The sequence below is a fragment of the Methylobacterium sp. J-026 genome (assembly GCF_022829585.1).
Taxonomy (GTDB): Bacteria; Pseudomonadota; Alphaproteobacteria; order Rhizobiales; family Beijerinckiaceae; genus Methylobacterium.
Genome location: NZ_JAKSYC010000351.1, coordinates 75,987 through 92,714, shown reverse-complemented (window position 1 = coordinate 92,714; position 16,728 = coordinate 75,987). Strand labels below are relative to the sequence as shown.

Here is a 16,728-nt window from a genome sequence, read left to right as displayed (position 1 = left end):
GCCTGCGCCGACCGGCTGTGGCTGGTGGCGGACGGCACCGTGAAGACCTTCGACGGCGACATGGACGATTACCGCCGCTTCGTCCTGTCCGGCCCGGAGCGCGAGGCCGAGCGCGACGTGGAACCCGCGGGCGGCCAGAAGGCTGAGGCGCGCCGCGCCGGTGTCGAGCGCCGCGCGGCCCTCGCCCCGCTCCGGAAGCGCCTGGACGCGATCGAGGCACGCATGGCGAAGCTGACGGCGGCGATCCAGAAGATCGATGCGGCGCTGGAGGACGGCTCGGCCTTCCGGGAGAACGCCGCCAAGGCCGGCGAGATCGCCCGGATGCGCGCCGACGCCGCCGGCGCCCTCGCCGCCGCCGAGGAGGAATGGCTGACGGTCAGCGCCGAGATCGAGGCGGCCTGAGCGCCGCTACAGGGCGGCCTCGATCGCGCGTTCCAGGATCGACACGCCAAGATCGATCTCCGCGTCCGTGGCGGTGAGCGGCGGCGCGATGCGGAACACGCCGCCCATGCCCGGTAGCTGGACGATGTTCATGCTCAGCCCGAAGTCCAGGCAACGCCGGGTGATCGCGTCCCCGAGGTCGGGTGCCGGCACCTTCGTGGCCCGGTCGGCGACGATCTCGACGCCCTGGAGCAGGCCCCGGCCGCGCAGGTCGCCGATGCAGGCGAAGCGCTGCTGGAGCGCGCGCAGCCCTGCGGTCAGCCGGGCGCCGGCCGCCTCGGCCCGCGCCACCAGCCCGTCGCGCTGGACGATCTCCAGGACCTTGAGGCCGACCGCCGCCGGCAGGGGGTCGGAGACGTGGGTCGTGTAGAACAGGAAGCCGCGGGCGTGGCAGAGATCCTCGATCTCCGGCGTGGTCATGACCGCCGCCAGCGGCAGGCCGGCGCCGAGCGTCTTGGACAGGGTCAGGATGTCCGGCACCACACCGTCCCGCTCGCAGGCGAACATCAGCCCGGTGCGGCCGATGCCGGTCTGGGCCTCGTCGAGGATGAGCAGCATGCCGCGCGCGGCGCATTTGCGCTTCAGCGCGCCGAGATAGCCCGGGGGCAGCTCGAGGATGCCGCCCGAACTCAGGATCGGTTCCGCGAGGAACGCCGCCAGGTTGCCGGTCGATTGCCGGTCGATCAGCGCGAAGGCGTAGTCGAGCTCGGTCTGCCAGTCCGGCACCCCGTCCTTCTCGAAGGCGGGGCGGTAGGCGTTGGGCGCCGGGATCGCGAAGGAGCCGACCGGTGCGGGTCCGTAGCCCTTCCGGCCGGCGCTGTAGGTCGCCGACGCGGCCCCGGCCGTCATCCCGTGCCAGGATTGGGCGAAGCTCACCACCTCCCAGCCGCCGGTGGCGAGCTTGGCCATGCGCAGGGCCGCCTCGTTGGCCTCCGCCCCCGTGGTCAGCAGCAGGGTCCGTTCAAGCCCGCCCGGGGCGAGCCGGGCCAGCTCCGTGGCGAGGTCGACCACCGGCCGGCTCAGCATCCCGCTGAACAGGTGGTCGAGATGGCCGACATGGTGCGTGGCGACGGCGGCGATCTCGGGATGGCCGTGGCCGAGGATGGCGCTCATCTGGCCGGACGTGAAATCCAGGATCCGCCGGCCGTCGGCGTCGTAGACGAAACTCCCCTCGGCGCGCTCGACGATGAGCGGCGCGAAGGTGCCGCCGTAGCGCACCAGATGCCGGCGCGCCCGCATCCAGAAATCCGGGTCGTCGTTCCGCGCCATGGTCGCTCCGGCTCCCTCATCGCACCCGGCCATGGTAGAGCCGGCGCGCGCGCTGCGGCAGCTTATAGTTCTGAACGGAGAGTTCAGGGATCTTGATGGCTCGAAGCCTCGACATCGACCTGCTGCGCAGCTTCGCCAGCGTCGCGGAGACCGGTGCGCTCAGCCGGGCCGCGGATCGGGTCGGCCGCAGCCAAGCCGCGCTCAGCATGCAGATGAAGCGGCTCGAGGATCTCGTCGGCCAGCCGCTCCTGACGCGGACGGGGCGCGGGGTGCTTCTGACGGTGCAGGGCGAGCGTCTGCTGGTCCATGCCCGCCGCATCCTGGTTTCGCACGACGACGCCCTGGCGGAGTTCTCCGGCGGGAGCCTGAGCGGCAGCCTGCGCTTCGGCTGTCCGGACGACTACGCGCAGGCCTTCCTGCCGGCCCTGCTGCGCGGGTTCGCGCAACATCACCCGGCGGCGGCCATCGCGGTGATCTGTGCCGCGACACCCCGGCTCGAGGCGCAGCACGCCCGCGGCGGACTCGACCTGGCCCTGGTATCGACCCCGCTCGCCGCCGAGCGCGACATCCTGCGGCGCGAGGATCTGGTCTGGGTGATCCCGCGCGACCGCTCGGCGACGTGGATTGACCCGCTGCCGCTCGCCCTCGGCGATCCCGACACGCTCGATCACCGGGCGGCGATCGCCGCGCTCGACCGCGCCGGGCGCGGCTATCGGATCGCCTACGCGAGCGGCAGCCTGTCGGGGCTCCTGGCGGTGGTTCGCTCGGGTCAGGCCGTGGCGGTCCTGACCCGGTCCGCGGTCCCGGGCGATCTGCGCGTCCTGGCGCGCGCCGGCGGATTGCCGGCGCTCCCACGGATCGGCGTCACGATCCGGATCGATGAGCGGCACGCCTCACCGCTGGCGCGCGCCTTCGCCGCCCATGTCCGGGCGGTGCTCCCGGTCTTGTGAGCCGGCGCGACGGCTAGGCACCTCGGTTGGCGTCATCGTGGACAGCGACGGGATGAGCCAACGCCGCCGCACTGCCCGGATCGGAGTGCTTCGGCCAGGCGAGCACGATGTCCTCGTTGTCGACGGCGATCCAGTTGATGCGTGTGCCCGGATGGTTCTGGCTGAACGATTTATAATTATCGCCGTTGCACAGGAGGTAGATATCTTTCTCTAAAACTGCAATTCCACTATCGTTGACGACCTTGCGCAGGTCCGGATACACGTTCGTGTCCGCCAGTCTGAGGCCGCGAAACTTGCGGCTGGCAATGTCCGGAAACGCGGCGCTCCAGGCTGCCATGACCCGCGGGGTGTCATATTCAACGACGAGATCCGTCCCGATTCGGCGGGTCGGGATGTGGTCCAGCCGGACATCCTCGGTCCAGTTCCGATTGGCGGCGCTGCTCGCCTTGCCCGGTTCCGGAGAGACGACCGGTGCCGAGGCCGCGGCCGTCGCCGCTTCGGTGGTCCGCGATCCGTGGCCGAACCGGGTGTCGAATTCCACGACTTCGACGGCCAGCGTGGTCGTTCGCGTCAGGGTCAACATCGCGTCCGCAGTCCCGGGCGACAGCGCGTAAGCCGGCCTGGGATCGAGAGTCGCCGGCGCGACGGGCGAGACGACGTTCGATGCCGCGATCGAGACTGCGTCGGCATGCGGAGACTTCTGTGCGGCTGCGGCGACCGCAGCCATCGAAGGTACATAGTCCATCTCAAAATCTCCCAGCCGCTGAGCCGATCGGAATTCCCCCGCCTCCCACGCACGCTCTACGCTATCAACCATCGGTTGATGGTAGATCCTTGTCCGGATTATTCGTGATATTCGACCGCAGATTGATATTTTTCGCTGAACGCGTAATTCTGACAGTCCCGACGCGAAGTATTGTCCCGCCGACGTAACGAAAGTCTACGCCTACCGATGACACGCGGCTTCGGGCAGCCGGTTCTTGCAGAGCGCCGAGTCCCGACCCGTATGCCGTTTCGAAAAGCCCAGACCCTCGTCCGGCGTTCAATGCGCCGAAACGCACGATCGACGACAATCATGGATCTCGCGACGGGCCTGCCGAACCCGTTTATCGGGCGGTGAGTGGACGAGCATGGAGGCCTCGACCCTCGTGCACCCGGCGGGCATCATGCCTGCTGGCACTTCGTCCTAGGGCTTCATGCCCTATGGTTTCCAATGTGTGCGGCGGCAGGCTGATCTGTCAACGGCAAGATTCGGTCAAACAGGATATTTTGCGAATCTATCGACGCGAGCCTGAAAGAACACTTTCTAGCTATATATTTCTGGCTCGATCGATTGTTTTGTGAAGAGAAGGCCGAATTAACAGCGTCACCGCCGGATCTCTCAGAAATCGGCGTCCGAAGATAGACATTTGCCGCGGTGACCGCGCGGCGGCGGGCGCGTGTTCATCGGGCTTCGCGACCGGTCAGGCCCGAACCGCAGACACCGGCTGCGTCTGACGGCGTCCGAGGCCGAGGACGAGCAGGCAACCCAGCCCGGAGAGGACCACCAGCGGAAGGAGGCCGAGGGGGTAGCTGCCCGTGGCATCCTTGATCACGCCGAGCAGATACGTGCCCACGAAACCGCCTATGTTGCCGATGGCGTTGATCTGCGCGATGCCCGCCGCCGCCGCACCGGCCGAGAGCCACTCGGTGGAGAGCGCCCAGAACGGCCCCTTGACCATGTAGGTGGCGGTCACGGCGAGGCAGAGAATCAGGATGGTCGGCAGCAGCTGTGCGGTGGCGATCGAGGCGGCGAGGCTCAGCGCCAGCAGGCCCAGGGGGATCGCCGTGTGCCAGACGCGCTCGCGCCTCCGGTCGGAGGAGCGGCCCCACAGGATCATCAGCACCGAGGCCACGCCGAACGGGATCGAGTTGAGCAGCCCGGTCTCAAGGTTGGTCAGGCCGAAGGATTTGATGATCTGCGGCTGCCAGAGGGACAGGCACTGGCTGGCGCCGGAGGCGCCCGCGTAGATCAGCGAGGCGGCGAGCACGTAGCGGTTGCGCATCACCGCGAAGACCGAGAGATGCCGGGCCGGCGCCGCCTCGCCCTGAACCACGGAGGCGCGCTCGGCGGCCAATCGGTCCTGGAGCCAGGCGCTCTGCTGGGGTGTCAGCCAGCGCGCCTTGCCGGGTCCGTCGGGCAGCAGGAAGAAGGCGGCGAGACCGAGCAGCACCGCCGGTGCCGCCTCCAGGATGAACAGCCATTGCCAGCCGCGCAGGCCCATCATGCCGTCGGTGTTGAGGATCGCGGCGGAGATCGGCGAGCCGAGGAAGCTCGAGATCGGGATCGCCACCATGAAGACGGCCACGATCCGCCCCCGGTAGGCGCGCGGGAACCAGTAGGTCAGATAGAGGATCACCCCCGGGAAGAAGCCCGCCTCCGCGGCGCCCAGCAGCAGGCGCACGGCGTAGAAGGATGTCGGCCCGACCACGAAGGCCATGGCGGCGGAGACCAGCCCCCAGGTGATCATGATCCGGGCGATCCAGATCCGGGCGCCGAATCGCTCCATGGCGAGGTTGCTCGGCACCTCGCACAGCACATACGAGACGTAGAACAGGCCGCCGCCGAGCCCGAATTGGGCGGCCGAGAGCCCGATATCGTGGTTCATCTGCAGGGCGGCGAAGCCGGCATTCACCCGATCGACGAAGGCGATGAAGTAGGCCAGCATCAGGAACGGCAGGATCCGCCAGGTCACCCGGCGCAGGGTCGCCCGCTCGATCTCGGGCAACGCCGCCTCGATAGGTGTCGGGGCCATCCTGGTCTCCTCGGCTCGCCGGCCCCGGCATGGAACAGGCGCGCAGCGCAGGCCAGACGCCACGGGCGACAGTGCCGCCACTCTGTCATCGTGTGGCCGCGCAGCCGTGATCGGTTGGCGACACCCGCGAACACACCGAAGGTTGCGGTTTGCCCGCGGCCCGCGGACATGCGAGAGAAGCCGCATGTTGACCGTCGATAGCCTCTGGCGCGCGCGGCATCGCCTCGCGCAGTTCGGGAAGAAGCGGACCGGATCGCCGCGCATCCTCGTCATCGGCGTCTGCCAGGCCGGTTCCATCGCCAAGGCGATGCGCTATCTCCTGCCCGACGCGCAGGTGGATTTCGTCTCGGCGTTCACGGCCGCCCGCCGCTTTCCCCGCCTCGCCGACCTGATGGCGCATGCGGACGGGTACGACCACGTCTTCACCAGCATCTATCTGCCCCGGTTCAAGGGCGGCGGCACGATCGACACGCTGCGGACGCACCCGAAGGTGCGGCTGATCCCGACGATCGTGTTCGGCGCCTATCACCCGGACCTCGTGCATGTGGGCGTGCAGGATGCCGTCACGCTCAACGGCCTGATCTCCGGCCCCATGGGGCATTCGCATTCCGCGATCACGCTCTACGCCTATCTGGCCGGCTTCACGCAGGCCCAGGCCCTGCGCCTGTTCGCGGAACCGGTCTTCGAGCGCCTGGGCTACTTCGATCTGTGGGACGAGTCGGTGTCCTACCTGCGCGGGCTGGGCCGCCAGGCGGATTACGACCTCGACACGCATCTGACGCGCTGGGCGCGTCGCGGCTGCTTCATGCACTCGATCAACCACACGAAGCTGTACGTCGTGTCCGACCTCGCCCGGGGCCTGCTGACCAAGGCCGGCGTCCCGTTCGAGGCCTGTGACCTCGACGCCTTCCTGCCGGACGACCTCGGCGGCCAGGGCAGCTGGCCGGTCTATCCCGAGATCGCCCAGCATTACGGCATCGCGGGCAGCGCCCTGTTCTTCAAGGCCGAGACCCGCCGCTCCGGCCCGGCCCGCACGATGAGCCGGACGGAGTTCGTGGCCGCGGCCTATGCGAATTACGACCGCCGCGCGCGCAGCCTCCTGATCTCCCAGCGCGTCCAGGGCTGGCGCAACGACCCGCCGACCGTGGATTTCCTGCGCGAGGCCGCGGGCCGCGGCGAGGCTCCGGCCCGTTCGACGGTGCGGGTCCCGGCCGTGAACGCGGGCGGGTCCGGCAGTTTCGCCGGACACGCTTCGTAGGACGTCGCGGTCCGGCACTTCCCGATCCTCCCGGCGTTGTCGCGCACCGCCCCACCTGCGGGCGCGACGTCGAGGTATCCCGATGAGCCCGAAATCCCCGCATCGCGCCGGCCGCGCCGCGGCTGCGGCGGCCCTGACGCTCGTGGGCTCGGCCGCCGGCCTCGTGGCCTGGAGCCGGCTCGCCCGGCACCGGCACCAGCCCTTGCCGCCCGCCCTGCCCGGCCGGCACGAGCGGATCGCCACACGGCGGGCCGGGGACCTGTCGCTCTACAGCTCGACCGAGGCCGAGGGGGTGCCGCTCCTGCTGATCCACTCGATCAACGCGGCCGCGAACGCCTACGAGGTGCGGCCGCTCTACCTGCATTTCCGGAGCGCGCGACCGGTCTACGCCCTGGAGCTTCCGGGCTTCGGCTTCTCGGAGCGGTCGCGCCGCCGCTACACGCCGCGCCTGATGGTGGAGGCGATCCACGCCGCGGTGGACGAAATCCGGCGGCGTCACGGGGGCGTGGCGATCGACGCCCTGGCGCTGTCCCTGTCCGCGTCCTTCCTCGCCCGGGCGAGCCTGGAGCGTTCGGACGCGTATCGCAGCCTCGCCCTCGTCAGCCCGACGGGATTCGACGGACAACTCTCGGGCGAGGCGCCGCCGGACGGTCACCGCGGCCGCGACTGGCTGCTCGACCTCCTCGACCGGGCCCCCTTTGGCCGGCCCCTGTTCGACGCGCTGGTGACGCGACCGAGCATGCGCTTCTTCCTGCGGAAGACCTTCGGCTCCACGGAGATCGCCGAGGATCTCATGGACTACGATTATCTCTCGGCGCACCAGCCGGGCGCCGAGCATGCGCCCTGGTGCTTCATCTCCGGCCACCTCTTCCCCACCGACACGACGCGCCTCTACGAGCACCTGCGCCTGCCGGTCTGGCTGGTCCACGGCATCCGCGGCGACTTCGTGGATTACCGGCTCCTGCCGCGGGTCGCCGACCGTCCGAACTGGCGGATCGAGACCCTGCCGACCGGCGCGTTCCCGCATTTCGAGCAGCCGGAGGCGGTCACCGCCGCCTACGCGGCGTTCCTGGCAAGCCTCACGTCTGGGCCGGCGGATCGACCGGCGTGATCCGGTAGCGCAGCCAGACGACACCGCCGGACAGGCGCTCGCATTCGGTCAGGTCGAGCCGGCGCCGGCCGCCCATGGAGTCGTCCTCCGTTCCGGCGAAGTCGAAGACCGCCGGCGTCCCCGACAGGCCGTCCACCGCCGGTGCGAGGAGCAGGCTCAGCTCGTCGATGACGCCGGCCTTCAGCATCGAGCCGTTGATGTGGCCGCCGCCCTCGACCAGCAGGCGCTCGATGCCGAAGAGCGTCCTGAGCTTCGTCACCGCCACGCGAAAATCGACCTCCCGGTCCCCCGCGAACAGGTACGACTGGCCGCCGGCCCGGAGCGCCCGCAGATGCGCGTCCGGCACGGAGTCGGTGAGCACGACCACGACATGGTCGCCCTCGATCTCGTTGCGCGCGCGCCAATCCAGGCGTCCGCGCGCGTCGAGCGCCACCGCGTAGCCGGGTGCGTCGCGGCGCGCCACGTGGTCGACGCGGTCGAGGGGGCCGTCGTCGGGGATCGGCGCCGAAAGCGGCGCGGCGCTGTCGGCATAGCCCTGCATGGTCACCCGTCCGCACATCCAGGCATCGCCCTTCAGCTCGCCGTGGACCCGCTCGTAATGGCTGTCCGCGTCCAGGGTCTTCCAGCGCCGGGTCTTGATCCGGCCGTCCACCGAGGCGGTCATATGGCAGATCACGTGGGGGCGTTGGTTCGATGTCATGCCGTCTCCCAAGGCGCGTGGCCGCCGGTTGGTTCGTCGCGCTCGATCCGCCAAACTAGGCGAGCCGGTCCACCCGCCCAGGCCCCGCTCGAGCCGTTCCCGATCGCGTGGCGACGGGGAAAGGCTCAAAGCCCTTGATTGAACGCGCTCGCTCACGCCGAAGCGGTATCCATGTCGGTGGCGCGCGCTCCACCCCTCCGATCCATGCGGCGGGTCTCACCGCCACGCGCGTCGAGGGCGGCAGTGGACCGGCCGCGGCCCGATCCCGTAAGAATGGCGATGCCCCCCGAAACGCCGCCCTCCGCTGGAAACCGATGATCGATCTGACCCTCGATGCTGCCCGCCTCATCGTGGACACCGCGCTCCGTGCGGCGCGGGAACGCGGCCTGAAGCCGCTGGCCGTCGTGGTCTACGATGCCCGCGGGGCACTGAAATCCGCCGCGGTCGAGGACGGCACGTCCCTGCGCCGGGCCGAGATCGCCTCCGGCAAGGCCAACGGCGCCCTGGCGTTGGGGCTCGGCTCCCGGGCGATCCACGCCCGGGCGGAGGCGCAGCCCTACTTCGTGGCGGCCGTGACCCATCTGGCGGGTCCCGCCGCCCTGGTGCCGGTTCCCGGCGGCGTCCTGATCCGCTCCGGCGACGGCCGCCTCCTCGGCGCGGTCGGCATCTCGGGCGACACCTCCGACAACGACGAGATCTGCGCGGTGGCCGGGATCGAGGCCGCCGGCCTGGTGCCGGAGACCGGCGCCTGAGCGTGCGCCCGCGCCGACGCGACTGGCTGGCCGGGGCCGCCGCCCTGGCGGCGGTGCGGCCCGCCCGCGCCGCCGAGCCACTCTACCGCCGCGGCAACGACGCCGATCCCGAGACCCTCGACCCGCACCGCTCGTCCACGGTGGCGGAGGCGCACATCCTGCGCGACCTCTGCGACGGCCTGCTGACCTACGACAATCACGGCGCCATCATCCCGGGCGCCGCCCGGGCCTGGACCGTCTCGGAGGATGGGCTGACCCTGCAGTTCGAGCTCCGGCCCGACGGCCGCTGGTCGAACGGCGAGCCGGTCACGGCGGATGATTTCGTCTATGCGTTCCGCCGCATCCTCGATCCGGCCACCGGGGCGAAATACGCCGAGATCCTGTTCCCGATCCGCAACGCCGCCGCCGTGAACCGCGGCGGGAAACCCGCCGACGCCCTCGGGGTCGCCGCGGAGGGGGTGCTGCGGCTCGCGATCACCCTCGAACAGCCGACCCCCTACATCCTGGAACTCCTGACGCACCAGACCGCCCTGCCGGTCCATCGAGCCTCCGTGGAGCGCCACGGCGACAGCTTCACCCGCCCCGGCAACTACGTCACCAACGGCGCCTACCGGCTCCGCGATCAGGTGCCGGGCGGCGCGATCACCCTGGAGGCGAACCCGCACCATCCCGACGCGGCGAAGTTCGCGATCCGGCAGGTCGCGTTCCTGCCGACGCCCGACATGGCCTCGGCGGTGCGCCGCTACGCCGCCGGGGAGATCGACTCCCTGGCGGATTTCCCGGCGGACCAGATCGCCGACCTGCGCCGCCGCTTCGGCCCGCAGGTGGTGCTCGGCCCCGCCCTGGGGCTCGCGGCCCTGGCGATTAACACCCGCAAGGCCCCGTTCTCGGACCGGCGCGTCCGCCAGGCTTTGTCCCTCATCATCGACCGGGAATACCTCGCCGACGGGCTCAACGGCGGCACCATGAGCCCGGCCTATTCCCTGTGCCCGCCGGGCCTCGACAATTACCGGACGCCCCCCGAGACCGAGGGCCGCCTCGGCCTGCCGATCGACCACGAAGAGACCGCGCGCCGCCTCCTCGCCGAGGCGGGCTTCGGCCCCGACCACCCGCTCATGGTGGAGTACCGGTTCAACGTCAGCGACAACAACCGCACCGTGGCGGTGGCGATCGGCGAGATGTGGCGCGACCTCGGGATCGTGACCCGCTACGTCTACACCGACGCCAAGACGCATTTCGCCTATCTGCGCGACGGCGGCGATTTCGACGTGGCGCGCATGAGCTGGATCGCCGACTATTCCGATCCACAGAACTTCCTGTTCCTGCTCCTCAGCGGCAACGATGGCCTGAATGTCGGCCACTGGTCGGACCCCGCCTTCGACGACCTGATGGCGCGGGCCGCCGCCGAGCGCGACCTCGCCCGGCGTGCCGGCCTGCTCCACGACGCGGAGTCGATCGCCCTGCACGAGCTGCCCTGGATCCCGCTGATGCATTACCGGTCCAAGGCGCTGATCGCCCCGCGGCTGCACGGCTACCACCCGAACCTGCGCAACGCCGCGCCGACGCGGTTCCTGAGGCTCGACGCGTGATCCGCTTCATCCTGCGCCGCCTCGCGCAGGCGGTGCCGACGCTGCTCGCGGTCGTGACCGTCAGCTTCTTCCTGATGCGGCTCGCCCCCGGCGGTCCCTTCGACATGGAACGGCCGCTGGCGCCCGCCGCCATGGAGAACCTGCGCCGGGTCTACGGGCTCGACCGGCCGCTGATCGCGCAGTTCGGCAGCTACCTCGCGGCGCTGGCCCGGGGCGACCTCGGGCCGTCCTTCTCGTTCCGGGATCAGAGCGTCCTCGACCTGATCGCCCGGGGCCTGCCGGTCTCGGCGACGCTCGGCGCCCTGGCCCTGGTCCTGGCGTCGAGCCTGGGCGTCGGGCTCGGCGTGGCGGCGGCGCTCCGACGCGGCGGCGCCCTCGACCGCCTCCTCGGGATCGGTGCCGCGCTGACCCTGTCGCTGCCGAGCTTCGTGGTCGCGCCGCTCCTGCAGATCGCCTTCGGTCTGAGCCTGCGCTGGCTGCCCCTGAGCGGCTGGGACGGCGGCGCGCCGAGCCATCTCGTCCTGCCGGTGATCACCCTGGCCCTGCCGCAGGTGGGGGCCCTGGCGCGCCTGACCCGGGCGTCCCTCGGGGAGGTCCTGCGCACGCAGCCGGTGCGGACGATGCGCAGCCTCGGCCTGCCGCCGCTCCGCGTGACCCGGCACGCGCTGCGGGGGGCGCTGCTGCCGGTGGTCGCCTATCTCGGGCCCCTCGCCGCGTCCCTGCTCACCGGCTCGGTGGTGGTCGAGACGATCTTCGGCCTGCCCGGGATCGGCCGCTACTTCGTCGAGGGGGCGCTCAACCGCGACTACACGCTGGTGATGGGCACGGTGCTGCTCGTCGCCGCGCTTGTGATCGCCCTCAACCTTGCCGCCGACCTCGCCTGCGCGTGGCTCGATCCCCGCCTGCGGGTGGCGGCGTGAGCGCGGCACCGGCGCGGTCGGGACCTGTAGGACGAGCCGTGGCGCGCCTTTTTCGGACGCGCCCGGCGATGGCGGCGCTCGCCGTGCTGATCGGGATCGCCCTGGCCTGCCTCGCCGGTCCGGGCTTCACCGGGCACGATCCCGAGCGGGCCTATCCGGATCTCCGCCAATTGCCGGCCGGCCTCGCGGCGCAGCCGGATGCCGCGCATCTCGGCCCGGCCCTGGAGCGCCTCGCCTTCCGGATGCGGGCCCGGCTCGACGCCGTGGCGCGCGACGGCGACACCCTGCGCCTGACCCTCGGCTCGGAGGCAGGCGTCGACCGGCGCAGCCTCGTCTACCTGCCGCGCTCGGCACTGTTCGGCGCGCCGGAGATCCTGGAGGACCGGGACGGCGGCCGCGGGCTCGTGGTCGCGGTGCCGCTGCGGCGCCTGTACTTTCCCCTCGGAACCGACATCCAGGGCCGCGATCTCCTGACCCGCTGCCTCGTCGCCGGCCGCATCTCCCTGGCGATCGGCCTCGCGACCAGCCTCGTGGCCCTGCTGATCGGGGTCGCCTACGGTGCCACGGCGGGCTTCCTGGGCGGGGCCGCGGATGCCGTGATGATGCGGTTCGTGGATGTGCTTTACGCCCTCCCCTTCGTGTTTTTCGTCATCCTGCTGCTGGTGTTCTTCCGCTCGAGCCTCGTGCTGATGCTGGTTGCCATCGCCGCCGTCGAATGGCTCGACATGGCCCGGGTGGTCCGGGCCCAGACGCTGTCGCTGCGCGAACGCGACTTCGTCCGCGCGGCCCGCGCCCTGGGGGTCGGCACGCCCGGCATCATCGCCCGCCACATCGTGCCCAACACCCTCGGCCCGGTCGCGGTGACCGCGACGCTGCTGGTGCCGCAGGTGATCCTGCTCGAGAGTTTCCTGTCGTTCCTCGGGCTCGGCGTGCAGGAGCCGCAGACGAGTTGGGGTGTGCTCGTCGCGGACGGGGCGCGCGCGATCGAGGCGGCGCCCCACATGCTGGCGGCCCCGGCGCTCTTCCTGATCGCCACGCTGGTGGCGTTGAACCTGTTCGGCGACGGCCTCGCCGACGCGCTGGATCCGCGTGCGGACTAGCCTCAGCCCAGTTGCCGGATCGGCGCGCCGGCGAGCCAGGCCTCGATATCCTCCACCGCCTGGGTGAAGAATGTCCGGTAATTGTTGCGCGAGACGTAGCCGAGATGCGGCAGCGCCAGGACGTTTGGCAGGTGCCGGAACGGGCTGTCGTCGGGCAGCGGCTCGGTTTCGAACACGTCGAGGCCGGCACCGGCGATCCACGCCTCCCGCAGCGCCTGCACCAGAGCGGCCTGATCGACGATCGGTGCCCGGGCGGTGTTCACCAGATAGGCGGTCGGCCGCATGCGGCGCAGTTCCGCCGCGCCGACGAGCCCGCGCGTCCGGTCGCCGAGCACGAGATGGATCGTGACGACGTCGCTCGCCTCCAGCAGGGCCTCCTTCGAGGCCACGCGCGCGACACCGGCGGCCGCCGCCCGGGCCTCGTCGAGGTTCGGGCTCCAGGCGATCACCCGCATGCCGAAGGCGTGCCCGATGGCGGCGACCCGCGCGCCGATCTTGCCGAGTCCGAGGATGCCGAGGGTGGCGCCCGCGAGGTCGGTCCCGATCGTGCTCTGCCACGGACCGCCGATGCGGAGATTGTGATTCTCGCGGGGGAGTTGACGGGCGAGCCCGAGGATCAGCGCCCAGGTCAGCTCGGTCGGCGGCGCCGGGCTCGACTCGGTGCCGCAGACGGTGATGCCCCGCCCCCGGGCCGCCGCGACATCGATGGCGAGGTTGCGCAGGCCGCTGGTCACCAGCAGTTCGAGCCGCGGCAGCCGCTCCAGCAGAGCTGCCGGGAACGGCGTGCGCTCCCGCATGATCACCAGGATCTCGGCCTCGGCGATCCGCGATACCAGCGCGTCCCGGTCCGGGATGTGCTCGGCGACGGCGGAGACGGCGACGCGATCGGACAGGCGCGACCAGTCGGCCAGCGACAGGGCCGCCTGCTGGTAGTCGTCGAGGATCAGGCAGGTTCGCATGGCGGGTGCTCATCGCAGTGTTGCGCCGCCGGTAATCCGCGGCGCCGGGCGGCGTTCCCGTGCGCGGAAGGTCGCCGCACGCCTGCACACGGGCTCGGGTCCGCCATCACGGGTGCTGCCGGCCCCGGTGGCGCGCCAGAAATTCCAGCACAGCCGCGTTGAAGGCATCGGGGTTGTCCCGATTCATCGCGTGGGCGGCGTTCGGGATCACGATGGCCGCCGGGATCGCCGGATTGCACGTGCGCGCCGCGGCGAACCCCTCGGGATACCGCTTGGGACTGCGTTCGCCGGTCAGCGTCAGGATGGGAAAGCTGAACTTGGCGATGTCCGAGCAGGTGATGTGACCGCGCTCGCCGCTGTCGACGCCGGTGCCGAGATTGTCGAGCAGGATCTCCTTCTGCAGTGCCGAACGCTTGGCCCAGGTCCCGGGCCCGTTCAGGCCGTCGGTGAATTCCTGACCCGCCTTCTCCTTGTCCCCCGCCGCGAGGTTCACCCGCAGCCGCGAGACCAGACCCTTGACCTCCCCGGCCATCGCCTGCGTTTCAGGTGTCTCGGGAAGCAGACCCTCCATCCCGCTGGCATCTTCCAGGATCAGCGTCCTGATGAGTTCGGGGTGCTCCTTGGCCACGGTCAGGACCACCGCACCGCCCCGGGAGTGGCCGAGCAGATGCACCGGTCCGAGATTCAGCTGTTGAATCAGCGCGGCGACATCGGCGGCGTGCTGCGCGATGGAGAAATCCTCACCGACGCCGTTCCACCGTTCCGGATAATAGTGGCGCAGGCTGAGCGCAAAGACGCGGTACGCCTTCGCGAGCGCCGGCACCTGGGCGTACCAGATCCGGTAATCGCCGAGCGAGCCGTGCACCAGCACGACCGGCTCGCCAGATCCGGTCTCCTGATAGGTGAGCGGATAACCCGCCACGGACACGGATTTCACCCCGTCCGGGATCGCCCATTGCGCCTGTGCGCAGGTCGGCTGCCCCAAGCACAGCCCGAGCGCCAGCGCAGCCATCATCGAACGCATCACGTATCCTCTTCCGCGTCGTGTCCGTTGTCAGGGTGTTTGCGGGGCCCAACCGTGTTCGCCCCGGTTGTCCGATCCAGCCAGCGCCGCGAAGGCCTCCGCGACCCCCGCGGCGCCCGGATCCCGCACACCCGCGAGGTCACCGGCGGCGAGGTAGCTGGACCGGCCGGCTCCGGCGCGGTCCATCCGGGCCGTCGCCTCGGCGCCCGCGCGGGCCGCGGCGGCGGCGGCGGCGAGGCCGCCATCCCTCAGGGCCTTGACCGCGGGGATCAGGGCGTCGAGGAGCGTGCGGTCACCCAGGCTGGCCCCGCCGTAGGCCTGGACCCGCGCCACGCCCTTGGCCAGCGCCTCGGGCCAGGCGGCCCCGTCGGCGAGCCCCGCGGCGGTCGCGGCGAAGAAGATCGAACCGAGGACGCCGCTCGATCCGCCCACGGCGCGGCCGATCCGCTCGGCGAGCGCCCGGCACAGGGCGGCGGGATCGGCCTGCGGCAGGCGGTCGAAGTCGGCCTGGACCGCCCGCGCCGCCCCCGCGAAGGTGGTGCCGGCATCGCCGTCGCCGACCTTCGCGTCGAGGGCGTTGAGGCTGTCCTCGGCGGCGATCAGCTTCCTGGCCACGGCGGCGATCCGGGCGGCCGTCACAGCCTCGTGCGACGGCGTGAAGACCTCCCCGGCGAGCCCCTTGGGCAGCGGGCGCAGGCGCGGCGGCACGACCCGCATGGCCGCGGGCCAGGCCGGCACCGGAACCGGCGCCAGGAGCGCTGCTTCGAGCTCGTCGTCGAGGGGCAGGACGGACAGCGAGGCGCCGTGCATGTCGAGCGCCGTCATCAGCGGCGCCGGACCGAGCAGGAGGCGGACACGCTTGCCGAGGCCGGTGGCCAGAACCGCCCGGGTCAGGGCCTGCATCTCCAGCGCGGAGGTGGAGCCGAGATTGTTCACGAGGAGCGCCAGCCGGTCGGCGCCCGCGACCGCATCGGAGAGGCGCTCCGCCATCATCCGCGCGAGTTCGCTGACCGGGGGCAATGGGATGCGTTCCGCGCCGGGCTCGCCATGGATGCCGAGGCCGAGCTCGGCCTGCCCCTCGGCCAGGCGCTCGCTGCGGGGCGAGCCGGGGATCGTGCAGGTCGAGACCGCGATGCCCAGCGACTTCGCCGCGGCGGCACGGTGCGCGAGGGCGGCCACCACCTCCAGCGGGGCCCCCGCCTCGGCGGTGTGGCCCGCGACCTTGTGGACGAACAGCGTGCCGGCGATGCCGCGGGGCTGCCGGGCTTCGGCCAGGGCGATGTCGTCGGAGACGATGACCGTCTCGACCCTGTGGCCCAGCGCCCGGGCGCGTTCGGCGGCGAGGCCGAAATTGAGCCGGTCGCCCGCGTAGTTCTTGATGACGAGCAGGCAGCCGGCCGGTCCCGACACGGCGAGGATTCCCGCCAGCACCGCGTCGACGCTCGGCGAGGCGAACACGTCGCCGCAGACGGCCGCACTCAGGAGGCCGGGTCCGACGAAGCCCGCATGGGCCGGCTCGTGGCCGGAGCCGCCCCCCGAGATCACCGCCACCCTGCCGGGATCGGTCTCGGCGCGCAGCACCACGCGGATGCCGGGATCGCCGTCGAGCCGGGCGAGGCGTCCGCCGCTCGCCGCCAGCAGGCCGTCGATGGCGTCGTTGACCAGGGTGGCACGGGCGTCGAAGAAATGGGCCATGGCGTGACCTTCGGGTGGGCCGGTCCGCGATTCTCGTCAGCGGCTCTTGGTGCAGTGTCCGCCTGATCGCGCCGCGCTGGCAACAACCACCGCCCCTGCGAGCGGAGCGGTGACGGTCGACCGCGCGCGCAATGTCCGGTCGTTCCACCTCAGACCCCATCCTGA

The 16,728-nt window shown here is 71.2% G+C and carries 14 protein-coding genes and 1 pseudogene; 8 read left to right on the top strand and 7 right to left on the bottom strand.

The window, feature by feature from the left end; genetic code table 11:
* Positions 1-402: pseudogene (locus MKK69_RS30705) on the top strand (ABC transporter ATP-binding protein); the annotation flags it as partial.
* A 6-nt stretch (positions 403-408) separates the two neighbouring features.
* Here MKK69_RS30705 and MKK69_RS30700 read toward each other — a convergent pair.
* Positions 409-1,710 carry an aspartate aminotransferase family protein gene (locus MKK69_RS30700; RefSeq protein WP_243973951.1) on the bottom strand — a complete coding sequence of 434 codons (1,302 nt, stop codon included), beginning with the start codon at positions 1,708-1,710 and terminating at the stop codon, positions 409-411.
* Positions 1,711-1,805: 95 nt separating this feature from the next.
* Between MKK69_RS30700 and MKK69_RS30695 the strand changes: the two genes are divergently transcribed.
* Entirely contained in the window at positions 1,806-2,660 is an 855-nt protein-coding gene (locus tag MKK69_RS30695; protein WP_243973950.1) for a LysR family transcriptional regulator, read from the top strand.
* Positions 2,661-2,673: 13 nt separating this feature from the next.
* Here the strand turns inward: MKK69_RS30695 and MKK69_RS30690 are convergent, their stop codons facing one another.
* Both MKK69_RS30690 and MKK69_RS30685 read right to left on the bottom strand, forming a co-directional pair.
* Positions 2,674-3,405, bottom strand: a complete 732-nt coding sequence (locus MKK69_RS30690) for a hypothetical protein (protein ID WP_243973949.1) — start codon at positions 3,403-3,405, stop codon at positions 2,674-2,676.
* A 718-nt stretch (positions 3,406-4,123) separates the two neighbouring features.
* Positions 4,124-5,455 (bottom strand): MFS transporter, encoded by a 1,332-nt coding sequence (locus tag MKK69_RS30685; protein WP_243973948.1) that lies wholly within the window; start codon positions 5,453-5,455, stop codon positions 4,124-4,126.
* Between the two features lie 184 nt (positions 5,456-5,639).
* Between MKK69_RS30685 and MKK69_RS30680 the strand changes: the two genes are divergently transcribed.
* Together MKK69_RS30680 and MKK69_RS30675 are read left to right on the top strand one after the other, a co-directional pair.
* Positions 5,640-6,713, top strand: a complete 1,074-nt coding sequence (locus MKK69_RS30680) for a WcbI family polysaccharide biosynthesis putative acetyltransferase (RefSeq protein ID WP_243973947.1) — start codon at positions 5,640-5,642, stop codon at positions 6,711-6,713.
* An 82-nt stretch (positions 6,714-6,795) separates the two neighbouring features.
* On the top strand, positions 6,796-7,824 hold the full coding sequence (locus tag MKK69_RS30675) for an alpha/beta fold hydrolase (protein WP_243973946.1): 1,029 nt from the start codon (positions 6,796-6,798) through the stop codon (positions 7,822-7,824).
* Here the strand turns inward: MKK69_RS30675 and MKK69_RS30670 are convergent.
* A complete protein-coding gene (locus tag MKK69_RS30670; protein WP_243973945.1) occupies positions 7,793-8,524 on the bottom strand; it encodes a dihydrofolate reductase family protein in 732 nt (243 codons plus the stop codon). The two genes, MKK69_RS30675 and MKK69_RS30670, sit on opposite strands and share 32 nt — an antisense overlap.
* 314 nt (positions 8,525-8,838) lie before the next feature.
* Between MKK69_RS30670 and MKK69_RS30665 the strand changes: the two genes are divergently transcribed.
* The 4 genes from MKK69_RS30665 to MKK69_RS30650 are packed head-to-tail and all read left to right on the top strand — an operon-like array spanning position 8,839 to position 12,885.
* Entirely contained in the window at positions 8,839-9,276 is a 438-nt protein-coding gene (locus MKK69_RS30665; RefSeq protein ID WP_243973944.1) for a GlcG/HbpS family heme-binding protein, read from the top strand.
* A gap of 2 nt (positions 9,277-9,278) precedes the next feature.
* A complete protein-coding gene (locus MKK69_RS30660) occupies positions 9,279-10,865 on the top strand; it encodes a peptide ABC transporter substrate-binding protein (RefSeq protein WP_243973943.1) in 1,587 nt (528 codons plus the stop codon).
* Entirely contained in the window at positions 10,862-11,785 is a 924-nt protein-coding gene (locus MKK69_RS30655; RefSeq protein ID WP_243973942.1) for an ABC transporter permease, read from the top strand. Before MKK69_RS30660 ends, MKK69_RS30655 begins: the two co-directional genes overlap by 4 nt.
* A 38-nt stretch (positions 11,786-11,823) precedes the next feature.
* Positions 11,824-12,885, top strand: coding sequence for an ABC transporter permease (locus MKK69_RS30650; RefSeq protein WP_409564922.1), 1,062 nt, complete (start codon positions 11,824-11,826; stop codon positions 12,883-12,885).
* A 2-nt stretch (positions 12,886-12,887) separates the two neighbouring features.
* Here MKK69_RS30650 and MKK69_RS30645 read toward each other — a convergent pair whose 3' ends face one another.
* From MKK69_RS30645 to MKK69_RS30635, 3 genes are all read right to left on the bottom strand, one after another.
* Entirely contained in the window at positions 12,888-13,844 is a 957-nt protein-coding gene (locus tag MKK69_RS30645) for a D-2-hydroxyacid dehydrogenase family protein (protein ID WP_243973941.1), read from the bottom strand.
* A gap of 106 nt (positions 13,845-13,950) precedes the next feature.
* The gene (locus MKK69_RS30640) at positions 13,951-14,868 is read right to left on the bottom strand and encodes an alpha/beta fold hydrolase (RefSeq protein WP_243973940.1); all 918 of its coding nucleotides are present in this window, start codon (positions 14,866-14,868) and stop codon (positions 13,951-13,953) included.
* A 30-nt stretch (positions 14,869-14,898) separates the two neighbouring features.
* A complete protein-coding gene (locus MKK69_RS30635; RefSeq protein WP_243973939.1) occupies positions 14,899-16,563 on the bottom strand; it encodes a dihydroxyacetone kinase subunit DhaK in 1,665 nt (554 codons plus the stop codon).
* Between the last annotated feature and the right edge of the window lie 165 nt (positions 16,564-16,728).